This window comes from Qipengyuania flavescens (genome assembly GCF_029688735.1).
In the GTDB taxonomy this organism is placed as follows: Bacteria; Pseudomonadota; Alphaproteobacteria; order Sphingomonadales; family Sphingomonadaceae; genus Qipengyuania.
The window spans coordinates 387,475-401,456 of record NZ_JARULD010000002.1 but is presented as its reverse complement, the minus strand read 5'-3'; the positions used below and the strand labels follow the sequence as shown (position 1 = coordinate 401,456).

General features: G+C 64.0%; 16 protein-coding genes. 7 read left to right on the top strand and 9 right to left on the bottom strand.

Annotated features, from left to right (window positions below):
- The first annotated feature begins 1 nt into the window (after position 1).
- On the top strand, positions 2 to 1,258 hold the full coding sequence (gene odhB, locus P8R33_RS07290; RefSeq protein ID WP_278328320.1) for a 2-oxoglutarate dehydrogenase complex dihydrolipoyllysine-residue succinyltransferase: 1,257 nt from the start codon (positions 2 to 4) through the stop codon (positions 1,256 to 1,258).
- 11 nt (positions 1,259 to 1,269) lie between these two features.
- Positions 1,270 to 1,572 carry a hypothetical protein gene (locus tag P8R33_RS07285; RefSeq protein ID WP_278328319.1) on the top strand — a complete coding sequence of 101 codons (303 nt, stop codon included), beginning with the start codon at positions 1,270 to 1,272 and terminating at the stop codon, positions 1,570 to 1,572.
- A 14-nt stretch (positions 1,573 to 1,586) separates the two neighbouring features.
- Here the strand turns inward: P8R33_RS07285 and P8R33_RS07280 are convergent, their stop codons facing one another.
- Together P8R33_RS07280 and P8R33_RS07275 are read right to left on the bottom strand one after the other, a co-directional pair.
- The gene (locus P8R33_RS07280; protein WP_278328318.1) at positions 1,587 to 2,552 is read right to left on the bottom strand and encodes a S41 family peptidase; all 966 of its coding nucleotides are present in this window, start codon (positions 2,550 to 2,552) and stop codon (positions 1,587 to 1,589) included.
- Entirely contained in the window at positions 2,549 to 3,031 is a 483-nt protein-coding gene (locus tag P8R33_RS07275; RefSeq protein WP_278328317.1) for a MarR family winged helix-turn-helix transcriptional regulator, read from the bottom strand. The genes P8R33_RS07280 and P8R33_RS07275 overlap by 4 nt, the downstream gene beginning before the upstream one ends.
- Positions 3,032 to 3,146: 115 nt before the next feature.
- On the opposite strand from P8R33_RS07275, the gene lpdA reads away from it, so the two are divergent.
- The 5 genes from lpdA (at position 3,147) to P8R33_RS07250 (ending at position 8,189) form a co-directional block, all read left to right on the top strand.
- Positions 3,147 to 4,559, top strand: a complete 1,413-nt coding sequence (gene lpdA, locus P8R33_RS07270) for a dihydrolipoyl dehydrogenase (RefSeq protein ID WP_278328316.1) — start codon at positions 3,147 to 3,149, stop codon at positions 4,557 to 4,559.
- A 75-nt stretch (positions 4,560 to 4,634) separates the two neighbouring features.
- Positions 4,635 to 5,456: a hypothetical protein gene (locus P8R33_RS07265; protein ID WP_278328315.1), complete on the top strand. Its 822-nt coding sequence runs from the start codon at positions 4,635 to 4,637 to the stop codon at positions 5,454 to 5,456.
- Between the two features lie 49 nt (positions 5,457 to 5,505).
- Positions 5,506 to 6,840: an amidase family protein gene (locus tag P8R33_RS07260; RefSeq protein ID WP_278328314.1), complete on the top strand. Its 1,335-nt coding sequence runs from the start codon at positions 5,506 to 5,508 to the stop codon at positions 6,838 to 6,840.
- A gap of 15 nt (positions 6,841 to 6,855) precedes the next feature.
- Entirely contained in the window at positions 6,856 to 7,572 is a 717-nt protein-coding gene (locus tag P8R33_RS07255) for a PepSY domain-containing protein (protein ID WP_278328313.1), read from the top strand.
- Positions 7,569 to 8,189: a trimeric intracellular cation channel family protein gene (locus P8R33_RS07250; RefSeq protein ID WP_278328312.1), complete on the top strand. Its 621-nt coding sequence runs from the start codon at positions 7,569 to 7,571 to the stop codon at positions 8,187 to 8,189. Before P8R33_RS07255 ends, P8R33_RS07250 begins: the two co-directional genes overlap by 4 nt.
- On the opposite strand, the gene P8R33_RS07245 is transcribed toward P8R33_RS07250, so the two are convergent.
- The 7 genes from P8R33_RS07245 to rpsM form a co-directional block, all read right to left on the bottom strand.
- On the bottom strand, positions 8,186 to 8,992 hold the full coding sequence (locus tag P8R33_RS07245; RefSeq protein ID WP_278328311.1) for a hypothetical protein: 807 nt from the start codon (positions 8,990 to 8,992) through the stop codon (positions 8,186 to 8,188). The genes P8R33_RS07250 and P8R33_RS07245 overlap by 4 nt on opposite strands.
- Before the next feature lie 120 nt (positions 8,993 to 9,112).
- Entirely contained in the window at positions 9,113 to 9,673 is a 561-nt protein-coding gene (locus tag P8R33_RS07240; RefSeq protein ID WP_278328310.1) for a hypothetical protein, read from the bottom strand.
- Between the two features lie 132 nt (positions 9,674 to 9,805).
- Positions 9,806 to 11,167, bottom strand: coding sequence for a serine hydrolase domain-containing protein (locus P8R33_RS07235; protein WP_278328309.1), 1,362 nt, complete (start codon positions 11,165 to 11,167; stop codon positions 9,806 to 9,808).
- Between the two features lie 89 nt (positions 11,168 to 11,256).
- Positions 11,257 to 11,679: a 50S ribosomal protein L17 gene (rplQ, locus tag P8R33_RS07230; protein WP_278328308.1), complete on the bottom strand. Its 423-nt coding sequence runs from the start codon at positions 11,677 to 11,679 to the stop codon at positions 11,257 to 11,259.
- Between the two features lie 91 nt (positions 11,680 to 11,770).
- On the bottom strand, positions 11,771 to 12,826 hold the full coding sequence (locus P8R33_RS07225; RefSeq protein WP_278328307.1) for a DNA-directed RNA polymerase subunit alpha: 1,056 nt from the start codon (positions 12,824 to 12,826) through the stop codon (positions 11,771 to 11,773).
- 110 nt (positions 12,827 to 12,936) lie between these two features.
- Complete coding sequence (gene rpsK, locus P8R33_RS07220; RefSeq protein ID WP_006831904.1) at positions 12,937 to 13,326, bottom strand: 30S ribosomal protein S11; 390 nt, start codon at positions 13,324 to 13,326, stop codon at positions 12,937 to 12,939.
- 56 nt (positions 13,327 to 13,382) lie between these two features.
- Positions 13,383 to 13,751, bottom strand: a complete 369-nt coding sequence (gene rpsM, locus P8R33_RS07215) for a 30S ribosomal protein S13 (RefSeq protein WP_278322393.1) — start codon at positions 13,749 to 13,751, stop codon at positions 13,383 to 13,385.
- Between the last annotated feature and the right edge of the window lie 231 nt (positions 13,752 to 13,982).

Genomic DNA, 13,982 nt, shown 5'->3' with positions numbered 1-13,982 from the left:
CATGGCCACCGAAGTCAAAGTCCCCACACTGGGCGAAAGCGTTACCGAAGCCAGCGTCGGCGAGCTGCTGAAGCAGGTCGGCGATGCGGTCGCCGTGGACGAGCCGATCATCAGCCTCGAAACCGACAAGGTCGCGGTCGAAGCCCCCTCACCGGTCGCCGGCGTGATCAAGGAGTTCAAGGTCGCGGTCGGTGACACGGTCGAGGTCGACGCCGTTATTGCCGTGATCGAAGAAGGCGCGACCGGCGCTGGCACCGGCGAAGAAGCGGGCCGCGCTGAGCAAGAGCGGGAAGAGGGAAAGGAACAGCGCGCGGAAACGCCCACGCCCAGCCCCGCCCCCGCAGCCTCCTCCGACGCTTCGCAGACGCTCTCGCCCGCCGTCCGCCGTGCAGTTCTTGAGCACGGCGTCGATCCTTCGACCATCAAGGGCACCGGCAAGGACGGTCGCCTGACCAAAGAAGACGTGATTGCGGCTGCTCAGGCCAAGAAGGACGGCGGCGGCTCGATCGCCGACGCCGCGCCGCAGCAGACGGCAACCGCATCGGCTCCGGCAGGCGAGCGCCGCGAGGAACGCGTCAAGATGACGCGCATGCGCCAGACCATCGCCAAGCGCCTCAAGGGCGCGCAGGAAGAGGCCGCGCTGCTGACCACCTTCAACGATGTCGACATGTCGGCGGTGATGGAAGCGCGCGGCAAATACAAGGACCTGTTCGCCAAGAAGCACGACATCCGCCTCGGCTTTATGGGCTTCTTCGCCAAGGCCGCTTGTCTGGCGCTGAAGGATGTTCCCTCGGTCAACGCCTACATCCAAGGCGATGAGATCGTCTATCACGACTATGTCGACATTTCGGTCGCGGTTTCGGCGCCCAACGGCCTGGTTGTCCCGGTCATCCGCGACGCGCAGGACAAGGGCTTCGCGCAGATCGAGAAGGACATCGCCGACTTCGGCAAGCGCGCCAAGGACGGTACGCTGACGATGGAAGACATGAAGGGCGGCACCTTCACCATCTCCAACGGCGGTGTCTTCGGATCGCTGATGTCGACCCCTATCATCAACCCGCCGCAGAGCGCCGTGCTCGGCCTTCACCGCATCGAGGACCGCCCGGTCGTCGTCGATGGAGAGATCGTGATCCGCCCCATGATGTATATCGCGCTCAGCTACGACCACCGCCTGATCGACGGGCGCGAGGCGGTCACCGCACTCAAGATCATCAAGGAAGCGATTGAAGATCCGACCCGGATGCTGATCGACTTGTAAGGAGCCGAAGCATGAGAGCGCTCATCCTATGCGCCGCGGCCAGCTTTGCGCTGGCGGGGTGCGACGTAGCTTCCGAAATGGCGGGTGACGCGATCGGGAACGAAGTCCGCACGCGCTATATCGAGCAATGTCAGGGTATCGCCGAAAGTGTCGGTGTATCTGCAGAGCGGATCGACGCCGCATGCGAATGCAGCGCGGACGACTTCCGGGAAGATTTCTCCGCCGACGGAGAGCTGGATATCAACCCGGCACGGGTGGAAGAGGTCTTGAGAGCGTGCATCGGGGACGAGCCAACCGCCCAATCAACCGGCTGACCGACAGGTCCTTTTCATTCGCCGATAGCCTTCCGCGCGAGTTCGAGAGCGACGGCCAATGCGTTTTCTTGCGCTACTTCCACATCGGGTGTCACCCCGACATCCTGCCAGTTCGTACCCGTAAGCGGGTGGCGTGACATTGCCTCCGGCAGGTCGAGCGCGAAATGCGTGCTGACCTTGCGATATTCGAACGGGTGCGCTCCGCCGCCCGTCACTTCGCCGACGATTGTCGCGCGACCCATTGCCTGCAAACTGTAGGCAAGCGCTTCCGCTGCAGAGAATGTGCGCCTGGATGTCAGCACGTATAGCGGCTTGTCGGACCCGAAGCGTTTGCCCGGCACCCAGTCGGGCACCGATTGATGTGTCCATGTGTCGCTCGGCCGGTCGTAGGTCGACATGAACTGGCTGCCGGGATCGACCAGATAGCCCATCACCAGCAGGACCGTTTCCGCCCCGCCCCCATTGCGGCGTAAATCGATAATTAGCGACTCGCCTTGCGCGACGACATTCATCGCAGCCGCGATCGTCTCGGCGCCCATCGATGGTGGCGGGAAAGCACGCAGGTCGAGCAGCATGATGTTGCCTACCAGCCGCTCGATCTTCTCGACGCCGTTATTGACGGGCGCTCCGTACCATTGCTCGAAATCGTCGTTGAGCGCCAGCTGCTCGCTGGGCTCTTCGGGCTCCGCGATCGGCTGCTCGCTATATGACAGGCCGAGGTGACCGTCGCCCGAAACCTTGCGCATGCGTGCAGTGACAGCCGCCGCGAAATCTTCGCCCTCGACAGTGGTCGTCGCCTCCCGCTCGAGCTGCTTAAGCGCGTCAACGAGCTTGTCGACGCGCTCCACGGCGACATAGCGGTCTTCGATCATGCGGGCAGCTTCGCGCAAGGCGGTGCGCTGCTCGTTCTCGTCTACGGGAGCCGCATGCAACGGGGCAGCAGCCAGGCAGAGTGCAGCTCCGGCTGAAAGAAATCTCATGTGTCGGTGCCTTTTTCTTGCGCGATCCTGTTTGCGAAACCCCGGCTCGAAAGTGCCTCCAGCACTGCCTCGAGCGCGGCGAAGATCGGCTGGCCGCTGTCGCGCTCCAAACCGTCGGCGGCAGCCGATACGGTCTGCCAGACCGGGCGTAGCCGTTCGACCATCTCCAACCCCGAGGCGCTCAGCCTGACGTTTCGCGCGCGGCGGTCTGCCCCCGTTCTGACGTCCAGCAAGTCGACCTCCGCCATCTGGCGGATAGTCTGGGTAATCGCGGGCTGACTCACCCCGACGGCTGCTGCGATCTGTCCGACATTCGCTTCTTCGTGGATCAGCAAATGCCGCAGGATCGGGTAGTACCGCGACCGCATCCTGGGGTCGGCTGCGGAGTAGGCTTGCTCCACCGCCGGTTCGAGCTGGGTCAGCACCGCCCGGAGCAAGGTGCCCAGACCGATCGGCGGTACGTCATCTGCGTTTTCCATAAGCCCTTATATGAATTACTACGACGTTTGGCAACGGTTGCCATCGACGGCTGAATCTCTATGTCGCTCGCAACACTAAAATCCTGCATTTGCGGCACGCGAAGGTTGAATTGAAATGGCTGAATACGACTATGACGTCCTTGTCATCGGCGCTGGCCCGGGTGGCTATGTCGCTGCGATCCGCGCGGCACAGCTTGGGCTGAAGACCGCCTGCGCCGAAAGCCGCGAGACGCTGGGCGGGACCTGCCTCAACGTCGGCTGCATCCCGTCCAAGGCGATGCTGCACGCGTCCGAATTCTACGACGCCGCTGCCAATGGCGCGATGGCGGAAATGGGCATCGACGTGAAGCCGAAGCTCAATCTCGACCAGATGCACGCGCAGCGCCTCGATGCGGTCAAGGGCCTGACCGGCGGGATCGAGTTCCTGTTCAAGAAGAACAAGGTCGACTGGAAGAAGGGCCACGCCACTTTCCAGGACGCACATACGGTAAAGGTCGGCGACGAGACCGTCACGGCCAAGGACATTATCATTGCGACCGGTTCTTCGGTCACTCCGCTGCCCAATGTCGAGATCGACAACGATGGCGGCGTGGTGGTGGATTCCACCGGCGCACTCGAGCTGAAGGCGGTGCCGAAGACGATGGTCGTCATCGGCGGCGGCGTGATCGGGCTGGAGATGGGCTCGGTCTGGAACCGGCTCGGAGCGGATGTGACGGTTGTCGAATTCCTCGACCAGCTGCTGCCCGGCATGGATGGCGACGTCCGCAAGGAGGCAGCCAAGATCTTCAAGAAGCAGGGCATGACCCTCAAAATGAAGACCAAGGTCACCGGCGTGGAGGTCAAGGGCAAGAAGGCCGTACTGACGCTCGAGCCCGCCGATGGCGGCGAGAGCGAGACGTTGGAAGCCGATTGCGTGCTCGTTTCTATCGGGCGCAAGCCGAACACCGAAGGCCTCGGCCTCGAAAATATCGGCCTCGAAACCAACAAGCGCGGCCAGATCGAAACCGACCACGACTTCCGCACGTCGGTGGACGGCGTCTGGGCGATCGGCGACTGCGTGCCCGGTCCGATGCTCGCCCACAAGGCCGAGGATGAAGGCATCGCGTGTGCGGAAAACATTGCGGGCCAGACCGGCATCGTAAACCACGACATCATCCCGGGCGTGGTCTACACCCTCCCCGAATTCGCCGGCGTTGGCCTGACGCAGGAAGAAGCCGTCGAGAAAATGGGCGGCGACAAGTCCAAGGTGAAGGTCGGCAAGTTCCCGATGATGGCCAACAGCCGGGCCAAGACCAATCACGAACCCGACGGCTTCGTGAAGGTCATCTCCGAAGCCGACAGCGACCGCGTGCTGGGCGTATGGTGCATCAACAACGTCGCCGGCACGATGATCGCGCAGGCGGCGCAGGCGATGGAATTCGGCGCCACGAGCGAGGACATCGCCTACACCTGCCACGCCCACCCGACCCATTCCGAAGCGCTCAAGGAAGCGGCGATGGCCGTGCAGGGCAAAGCCATCCACGTCTGATCCGCAGGAGGCTCCGATCATGGCCCGCAGCGTCGCAATCGTCGGTGCGGGCTATTTTCGGCTTGCCGTCTTGCAATGAGCCGCGCGGGCTTTGTCGGCCTGTTCGCCCTCGCCCTCCCAGTCATGGGAGGGCTCGGCGCGCTTTGGCTGATGGGCGCGCCCGCGTCGTTCCTGATGGTCAATGCGGTGACGTTAGTGGTTGGCCTCGCGCTTATCGCCTTCTTGCCGCAGATCGATGCTACCAAGACGCGACGTTTCGCTATTGTGGCGCTGCTCGTCCTGCTGGCGCTACCGCTGCTCACCGGCCCTTATGTCAACGGCATCGCCCGCTGGCTGCCACTCGGACCATTCACGCTGCACGCCGGCATGCTGGCCATCCCAATGCTGGCAGCACTCACCGCCCGCGACGAGGACTATTCGGCACCGATCCTGCTGGCGGGCATCCTCGCTGCCGCATTCCAGCCCGACGCCGCGAGCGGGCTGGCGCTCACCTTCGCGGCCATGGGCCTCTACAACGCGAAGCGCGACTGGAAGGATGGCGTCGTTGCCGGGACCGGTTTCTTCGCCACGCTGGTCATGTGGGTGCGCGGGGAATTGCCCGCCCAGCCCTTCGTCGAGCGGGTGCTGGTCGATGTCGCGGTGGTGCAGCCACTGGCAGCCCTTGCCTTGTTAGCCTGCCTGGTCGCGAGCTTCCTACTGATCCTGCACGCCCTGCCTGCTCCCATGGCCCAACGGCATGCGCTGGCGGGAACCCTGTTCGGCTTTTCGATCGCTGCCGTGCTCTCGAATTATCCCAGCGCGCTCATCGGCTATGGTGCCGCCCCCATCCTCGGCTTCGCGATTGCCTTGTCGCAAATCGAGCGAGCGAGAAGCAAAGCTCCACCAGTCGCGGAGTAAGGCTTGCGTGCCACATCCCGCGGCCTAGACTGGCGGCGGGGAGAAACGCATGGCCTATCCGAGACTGACCAAGAGACCCAGCGCTGTCGAGACCGCTACGGCCATCCGCCGCGGCGAGATGTCGCCCTATGAAGCGGTCGAAGCGGCAATCGCGCGGATCGAGAAGGACGACGCGCATATCAATGCGGTCGTCGTGACCGATTTCGACCGGGCGCTCGGTCAGGCTCGGACCATGGATGTGGCTAACGCCGGTGCCGACCAGCCGCTGTTCGGCGTGCCGATGACGATCAAGGAAAGCTTCGACATCGCCGGCCTGCCTTCGACATGGGGGCACGAAGAATACGCCGAGAACATCGCCACTCGCGATGCCCATGTGGTGGACAGGCTGAAGCGCGCCGGCGTGGTCTTCGTCGGGAAGACGAATGTGCCGCCCGATCTTGCCGACTGGCAATCGAATAATCCGGTCTATGGCCGGACCAACAATCCGCACGATCATGCGCGTTCGCCTGGCGGATCCTCGGGCGGGTCGGCAGCGGCCGTCGCCAGCGGGATGGTGCCGTGCGAATATGGTACCGACATCGGCGGATCGGTGCGCGTGCCTGCGCATTTCTGCGGTATCTGGGGTCACAAGGCGAGCTGGGGACTGATCTCCAAACACGGGCACGACCATCCGGCGATGGCTGGCTCGGACGGACATGACGGGGCGCTTTCCATCGCCGGGCCGCTGGCACGCAATGGCGCGGACCTGCGCCTCCTGCTCGAACTTACTGCCAGCCTGCCGTTGAGGTCCAATGGCAAGCCTTTAGCCGAATGCCGCATTCTCGCGCTGCTGGACCATCCCTCCTGCCCGACCGATCATGCCGTGCAGGGACCAATCGAGGCAGCGCTGGCCGCGCTGGGCGATGCGGGGGTGACCGTAGAGCGATCAAGCGACCTGCTGCCCGACCTCGAGCGCCAGCAAGCCGACTATATGCGCATTCTCAACGTTGCCATGGCGCGCGGTGCGCCCGCGCCCGATGGCAAGCGGGCCAGTGCAACGGACTGGTTCGACATGCTCGACCTGCAGGCGCGCAACGAGAATGCGTGGGCGGCGCTGTTCGACACTTATGATTTCGTTCTTGCCCCGCCCGCTCCGGTACTCGCCGTGCCGCATCGCGAAGGGCGGGTGTTCGACGGTACTATCGCCATCGACGGCGCAGAGGTGCCGGGCGGCTCGGCGCTCTGCTGGGCGGGCCTGGCGACCTACCCCAACTTGCCATCGACGGTCTTGCCTGTGGGCGACACCGATGGCCTGCCTTGCGGCATGCAGGTGATTTCGCGCAGGTGGGCCGATCTCGATTGCATTGCCGCGGCAGAGGCGATCGGGCGTATCCTGCACGGCTGAGGACGGCGAGACATCATGGGACACCAGCGCACCATGCGGCGCTTTGCCAAATGGCACATCTGGCTCGGCTGGCTTGTCGGCTTACCGATCCTGATGTGGACGGTAACGGGCCTCGTCATGGTGGCCAAGCCGATCGAGGAAGTGCGCGGCAATCACCTGCGCAAGGATGTGGCGGAGGAGCCGCTGCCCGGCGACACGAACATCGCCATCGCCCTGCCGTCCGAGGGGACCAAACCGGTCCGCTCGGTCGCGACGCAAATGGAGCGCGGCGAAGCGGTTACGCGGATAACCTACATGGATGGGACCAGCGACCGCTTCCGCGCCGATGGAGAGCGGATGAGCCCGCTGTCCAATGTGGAAGCACGGCTGATCGTGGCCGAAGCGATCAAGGGCGGTGACAGGGTCGCGGGCACCAAGCTCTTTTCGGCTGACAATGTGCCCTTCGATTTCCGTCGGCCCATGCCGGTGTGGCAGGTTGCGCTGGAGGACGGGACGCATGTCTATGTCGGCACGGAGACCGGCCAGATCGAGGCGGTCCGCACGCGCTGGTGGCGGCTGTTCGACGTCATGTGGGGCCTTCACATCATGGACCTTGAAACGCGCGAGGACACGCACCACCCGATACTGATCCTCTTCGCCGTTCTGGCCGTGATCGGATCGCTGTTGGGGTGCATCCTGATGTTCCGCCGCCGTAAGGCTCGCGTCTCAACCCGGGCAAAGGTCGCGGCGTGAACGCCGAAGTGCTGACCCCGGTGCTCGACTGGCTGGACCTTGCCGGCGTCGCGATCTTCGCGCTGACCGGAGCGCTCGTCGCCGCGCGGGAGAAGCAGACCTTCGTCACGCTAGCGTTTTTCGCCCTGCTCACCGGCGTCGGCGGAGGGACGGTGCGCGACCTGCTGATCGGCGCGCCGGTCTTCTGGATCGAAGACGGGCTGGTCGCCGTGGTGTGCCTCGCCATCGCCCTGCTCGCCTGGTTCACGCCGACGCGATGGTGGGACGGAAAACTGCTGGACGTGGCCGATGGCCTGGGCCTGACGGCCTATGCCGTTCTCGGCACGGCCAAGGCACTGCAGTATGGCGTGCCGCCCGTCCCTGCGGCGGTCATGGGCGTGGTGACGGGCACCGTCGGCGGGATCATCCGCGACGTGATCGCTGGCAGGCCTTCGATCCTGATGCGGCCCGAGCTCTACGTGACGGCAGCGGCGCTCTCCGCCACGCTGACCGTCGCGGGCGAGTTCGTACCTGTCGCCCGCAGCGCCGTGTGGGTCATCGCCGCAACATGCGGTTTCGGTCTGCGGCTCGCCGCCATTCAATGGAAGTTGTCGCTGCCGGCTTACGAGCGGGATTAGCTTCCGGCGCCGACACCCTTGTAGCCATTGCCGTATTCGATGTCCGGTTCGTCCTGCGCTTCGCCGGGCAGAGGACCGCCCGGATAGGCGGGCTGCGCGTCGGTTTGGGTCGGCAACGGGTTGGCATCCATGCGCGAGCGCGCTGCCGAATAGTAATCGCTGTCGTACTGACGATCTTCCTGACGGTCCGCATCGGCGTAATCCTGCCCGCCGTCATAGTTCTGCGCGTCGTCGTACTCGCCCATCGCGCCCTGGTAGCCCGATCCACCCCGACCGTACTCGATGGCGTCGATCCGGCCGTCCTGCCCGATGGAGCAAGTGAAGCCGTCGCCATTATAGAGCGAACCGGTGACCTGCCATCCGCTCGCAGTCCGGTTCACGGTATCGATGCTGCCGATGCGCGCGTTGCGCTCGACCTCGTCGGCGCACATCTCGACCGCGCGATCCACGCCGCGCGCATCGTAATCCTGACGATAGTCGTCTCGGCGCTGGTCCGGATAGCGATAATCGCGGTCGCGATAGCGGCGGTCGTCGGAGTTCTTCGCGGCATTCGCGATGGCCGCGATCCCGCCGATGATCAGCACGCCGGCGAGCACATCGCCCGCGCTCACGCCGCGATGGCGGCGATAGCGGTAGCGGCGGTGGTAGTCCGAAGTGTCGTCGCCGGGCGCCCAGCCCGGAGCGGCTTGGATGGGCGACGCGCTGACGGGAGCGGGCATGTCCGCGGCGGCAGCAGGTGTGCCTGCCAGCGAGATTGCCGCGACGAAAGCGGGAACGGCTGCAGATTTGCGAAAGGATGTCATGACAATTTTAACCCCAGGGCGCACCCCCACCTGGCGCGCGTGACGACACGATAAGACGTAAATAGGCGGTCCAGACTGCATGGAGCCTGAACCGCCTGTGGTGATATTTAGTTCGGCTGATCAGCGAAGGCCGCGGATGCCGCTGAAGTCGAGATCGGTCACGCGGCCGCGATCGATGCGGCAGGTAAACTTGCCGCTGTCGCGGTCGTTCCAGCGGTTGTAGCGATTGTACCGGTCGCGATAGCCGTAGCGGTCGTAACGGCCGCCGCGATAATTGCCATCGACCATGATCCGGCCCTTGACCTTCCAGCCATAGCGCGTGTCGTCCACATCGCGAATATCGGTCACCTGCGCATAGCGATAGCCATACCGGCGGGCGTCCTGGCGGGCGGCGTTGACGCAGCGTTCGACGGCTGCGCGCGGATTGCCGCGCCCATAATAGCGGTCGCCGCGATAGCGCCTGTCGTCATAGCGATATCCCCGGTCGCGGCTCGCGGCACTGGCTACGGCGGCGATTCCGCCGATGATTACAGCGCCTGCGATAACGTCGCCGACGGAAATCCCGTCGCGGTCGCGGTCACGATACTGGGCTTGCGCGGGCGTCGCTGTGGCCAGCGCCATTCCGCCGACGGCAGCCGCTGCGATCCCACCCTTCGCGAAGCTTGTGATGTTCTTGGTCATGTGAGGCTCTCCTCGTCTGCACCGCGGCGGGACTGCCTCGGTTGACTTGGTGATAGGAGAGCGCCACTGAGGTGAGGCTGAATTCGGGCTACAGTTTTTGTTCAGCTAATCCACCAGTTGTATTAACAATATTTATCTTAAGGTTTCAAGCACATCGCGCGTGAACGCGACGATGTCGAAGCGCGAGCCGGCCGGATCTTCGCCCCTGCGGACGATAACGATGTTCATGCTCGGGACGATCACCACATACTGCCCACGGTTGCCCATCGCGGCGATGGTGTCGGCGGGAATGCCCTCGTGGTCGTTGAACAGCCAGAAACCTGCGCCATAGCCGAAGCCGTTGTCCGGCTGCGGGCCGGAGGGGGCGGAAACATATTCGAGCCAGTTCTCCGGCAAAGCGCGTGCGCCGTGCCACATGCCGTCGTTGAGATAAAGCTGACCGAACCGCGCGAGATCGGCGGCGCTGGTCCAGACCTGGCTCGACAGAATATAGTCGCCCTGCCAGTCCGTTTCCGCTTTCGTGGAATGCATGCCGATCCGCTCGAACAGCGCGATCGGCGGGCTTTCGGCCAGATAGCCGTCGATCGCCTTTACCGCGGCTAGCGTGTCATTGTTTGCATAGCGGTACACCGTGCCCGGAGGATTGAGCAGCGGCCAGTCCAGCGCGCTTTCGTTCACGGTCGTCCCGCCCATGTAGAGCGGGTCGGTGCGATTGCCCGGGGTATCCGTATAGCGGCCCGAGGCCATGCGCAGCGCGTGATCGATGGTGATGGCGCGGCGCGGATCGCTGTCGCCGAGGCCTAGCCCGGCAGATTGCGAGACGTCCGCCGCGCCGCTCTGGACTGCAGCACCCACGAGCGTCGCGGCGAGGCTCTTGGCGACCGACCACGTCCGCTGCGTGCTGTTGGCGTCGAAGCCGGCCGCAAACGCCTTGCCCTTCGTTACATCGCCCTGGCGGATGAGCACGGCTGTCGTGCGCGTGCCCTCGCCATAGGTATGGCCGAGCGCCTGTTGCGCCGCTTGGTGCACGCGCGGGACGAGCTGTTCTTCGAGCGGGTAGACGGTGGGGTCGCCCACGCGGTCGATGCGCATGCCCCGGACTACCTCCGTCGTCGGTAGCGAAGCCCCGATCGGCAGCAGGGCGCAGCCCGTATCCCCGCGATACTCGGCCACGCGCGGCGGCATATCCTCCGCCCAATCGGTCGCGACGTATTCGATCATGCCATCGGTGCCGCGTTCGATGCGATGTTCCAGCCCACGCACCATGGGATCGAGCGCGCCGTAGATGCCGGTCAGTTCATAATCTTCGACCGAGCGCTCGGTGCGGCGCAGCCCGCTGGGGTCGGAAGCAATCGCCCCGCACAGGAACAGCGACTTGTACCCAGCGGCCAGCGCCCGGTCGTAACGGGCCTGCAAGTCTTCCTGGGTTACGGGTTGCGCGGCTAGCGGAGCGGAGGCGAGCAGCGCTGCGGCTGCGAAGGCGTGTCTTATCATGCGCGCCTTGTGCCACGGGTTCTCTTCCGCGCAAAACAAAAGGGCCGGAAGATCGCTCTTCCAGCCCCGCTTGTTCGTTTCAATCGCGCTTACGCGTCTTCGAATTCGTCTTCGTCGGTCATCACCGGGCCGCTGTCCTGACCCTTGGCGTCGACATCGCGATCGACCAGTTCGATGATCGCTATCTGCGCCGCATCGCTGCCGCGATAGCCGGCCTTGATCACGCGAGTGTAGCCACCCTCGCGGTCGCCGTAACGCTCGGCCAGGACGTCGAACAGCTTCTTCAGCTGGGTTTCGTCCTGCAGGCGGCTCATTGCGAGGCGACGGTTCGACAGGCCGCCACGTTTTGCCAGCGTGATCAGCTTCTCGATGTAAGGACGCATTTCCTTCGCCTTGGGCAGCGTGGTCATGATCTGCTCGTGCTTGATCAGCGCGGCAGCCATGTTGCGGAACATCGCATTGCGGTGGCCGGTCTTGCGCTGCAGCTTGCGGCCGGAAATCTTGTGACGCATCGTAGTTCTTCCTTCGTTCGTAAGGGGCCCGTTCTAGGTAGCCCGGTACGGGCCGGATTAGCGGGTCCGGCCCATTCCCGTGTGCGAGACCTTAACCCAGCAGCTCCTGTTCGAGCTTCTTGGCCATTTCCTCGATGTTCTCGGGCGGCCAGCCGGGGATGTCCATACCGAGGCGCAGGCCCATCGAGCTCAGGACTTCCTTGATCTCGTTGAGGCTCTTGCGGCCGAAGTTCGGCGTGCGGAGCATCTCGGCCTCGGTCTTCTGAACCAGGTCGCCGATGTAGATGATGTTGTCGTTCTTGAGGCAGTTCGCCGAACGGACCGACAGTTCCAGCTCGTCGACCTTCTTGAGAAGGTAACGGTTGAGCTGGTTGGTGTCGCTTTCCTGCGGCTCTGCTGCCTGACCGATCATGGCCGAGCTGGGCTGCGGAATGCCGTCTTCGAAGTGGACGAACAGCGTCAGCTGGTCCTGGAGGATGCGCGCGGCATAGGCCACGGCGTCTTCCGGGGTGACGGTGCCGTCGGTCTCGATGTTGAGCGAGAGCTTGTCATAGTCGAGTTCCTGCCCAACACGGGCGTTCTCGACCTTATAGCTCACCTGGCGGACCGGCGAATACAGGCTGTCGACCGGGATGAGGCCGATCGGCGCATCGGCCGGGCGGTTCATCACGGCGGGCTTGTAGCCCTTGCCGGTGTCGGCGGTCAGTTCCATATTCAGCGTCGCGCCTTCGTCGAGGTGACAGAGCACGAGATCCTTGTTCATGATCTCGATGTCGCCCGACACGGCGATGTCGCCGGCCTTCACTTCGGCAGGGCCGGTGGCAGAAAGCTGCAGGCGCTTCATGCCCTCGCCTTCCATCTTCAGCGCGATCTGCTTCACATTGAGGACGATGTCGGTCACGTCTTCGCGAACGCCGGAGAGCGACGAGAATTCGTGCAGCACGCCTTCGATCTTGATCGAGGTGATCGCGGCACCCTGGAGCGAGCTCAGGAGCACGCGACGCAGGGCATTGCCGAGCGTCAGGCCGAAGCCCCGCTCGAGCGGTTCGGCGACGAAGGTGGCCTTGCGGGCCTTGTCGCCGGAATCCTTGATATCAAGGGTATTGGGTTTCTTGAGTTCCTGCCAGTTCTTGATGTTGACGGACATGAAAATCCCCTGGTTCGGATGCGGGCGGGACCGGAGCCCTCTGGCGAGAGCGTCCGGTCCGTGAAATGTGTCGGTGGCTCAGCGGATCCGAGCCACCAGGCAGGTACGGATCAGACGCGGCGACGCTTGGAAGGACGGACCCCGTTGTGTGGGATCGGCGTCACGTCGCGGATCGAGGTGATCGTGAAGCCGACTGCGGCGAGACCGCGCAGCGCGCTTTCGCGGCCCGAGCCCGGGCCCTTCACTTCGACTTCGAGGGTGCGCACGCCGTGTTCGGCGGCCTTGCGGCCCGCGTCGTCGGCGGCGACCTGCGCAGCGTAGGGAGTCGACTTGCGACTGCCCTTGAATCCCATCATGCCGGCGCTGGACCAGCTGATCGCATTGCCCTGCGCGTCGGTGATGGTGATCATCGTGTTGTTGAAGCTGGCGTTGATGTGCGCAACGCCGCTCGAAATGTTCTTTTTGTCGCGGCGCCTTACGCGGCCGGGTTCGCGTGCCATGATGTGTATTCCTCTATTCTATCAAGAAGGGAAAAGCGTCGGTCCGTGGGACCGGCTTACTTCTTCTTGCCGGCGATCGGCTTGGCCTTGCCCTTGCGGGTGCGGGCGTTGGTGTGAGTGCGCTGGCCGCGTACGGGCAGGCCGGCACGGTGACGAAGGCCGCGGTAGGAACGCAGGTCCATCAGGCGCTTGATGTTCATCGCGGTGTCGCGACGAAGGTCGCCTTCGACCATGTGATCTTCATCGATCGTCTCGCGAATGCGCAGGACTTCCTCGTCGGTCAGGTCCTGCACGCGAGTCTTGTGATCGATGCCGAGCTTGTCGGCGATCTCGACGGCCGTGGTACGGCCGATACCGTGAATATAGGTGAGCGCGATAATCACGCGCTTGTTGGTGGGGATGTTTACCCCGGCAATACGAGCCACTTACTTCTCCATGCTCCACAGGGGACTGCCGGATCGGGCCGACACCCCTATCTCATCGCTCAAATTCACCGACCAGCTCGCGGCATGCTAACGCAAAAAGCCCGGATGGCGTGCAATAGGCTGCCGCCTGCCGGACTCACCGCAACTGTCGAATGAAAGGCGCGCTTAGGGGGATTCGACCGCGAGGTCAACAGCCTTGGGCGCGCAAAGCAGCGAGACCGCCGATATGGG

Bases quoted from the DNA above. Each gene is read 5' to 3' on its own strand.
- odhB (WP_278328320.1), top strand. From the start codon at position 2: ATGGCCACCGAAGTCAAAGTCCCCACACTGGGCGAAAGCGTTACCGAA.
- P8R33_RS07285 (WP_278328319.1), top strand. From the start codon at position 1,270: ATGAGAGCGCTCATCCTATGCGCCGCGGCCAGCTTTGCGCTGGCGGGG.
- P8R33_RS07280 (WP_278328318.1), bottom strand. From the start codon at position 2,552: ATGAGATTTCTTTCAGCCGGAGCTGCACTCTGCCTGGCTGCTGCCCCG.
- P8R33_RS07275 (WP_278328317.1), bottom strand. From the start codon at position 3,031: ATGGAAAACGCAGATGACGTACCGCCGATCGGTCTGGGCACCTTGCTC.
- lpdA (WP_278328316.1), top strand. From the start codon at position 3,147: ATGGCTGAATACGACTATGACGTCCTTGTCATCGGCGCTGGCCCGGGT.
- P8R33_RS07265 (WP_278328315.1), top strand. From the start codon at position 4,635: ATGAGCCGCGCGGGCTTTGTCGGCCTGTTCGCCCTCGCCCTCCCAGTC.
- P8R33_RS07260 (WP_278328314.1), top strand. From the start codon at position 5,506: ATGGCCTATCCGAGACTGACCAAGAGACCCAGCGCTGTCGAGACCGCT.
- P8R33_RS07255 (WP_278328313.1), top strand. From the start codon at position 6,856: ATGGGACACCAGCGCACCATGCGGCGCTTTGCCAAATGGCACATCTGG.
- P8R33_RS07245 (WP_278328311.1), bottom strand. From the start codon at position 8,992: ATGACATCCTTTCGCAAATCTGCAGCCGTTCCCGCTTTCGTCGCGGCA.
- P8R33_RS07240 (WP_278328310.1), bottom strand. From the start codon at position 9,673: ATGACCAAGAACATCACAAGCTTCGCGAAGGGTGGGATCGCAGCGGCT.
- P8R33_RS07235 (WP_278328309.1), bottom strand. From the start codon at position 11,167: ATGATAAGACACGCCTTCGCAGCCGCAGCGCTGCTCGCCTCCGCTCCG.
- rplQ (WP_278328308.1), bottom strand. From the start codon at position 11,679: ATGCGTCACAAGATTTCCGGCCGCAAGCTGCAGCGCAAGACCGGCCAC.
- P8R33_RS07225 (WP_278328307.1), bottom strand. From the start codon at position 12,826: ATGTCCGTCAACATCAAGAACTGGCAGGAACTCAAGAAACCCAATACC.
- rpsK (WP_006831904.1), bottom strand. From the start codon at position 13,326: ATGGCACGCGAACCCGGCCGCGTAAGGCGCCGCGACAAAAAGAACATT.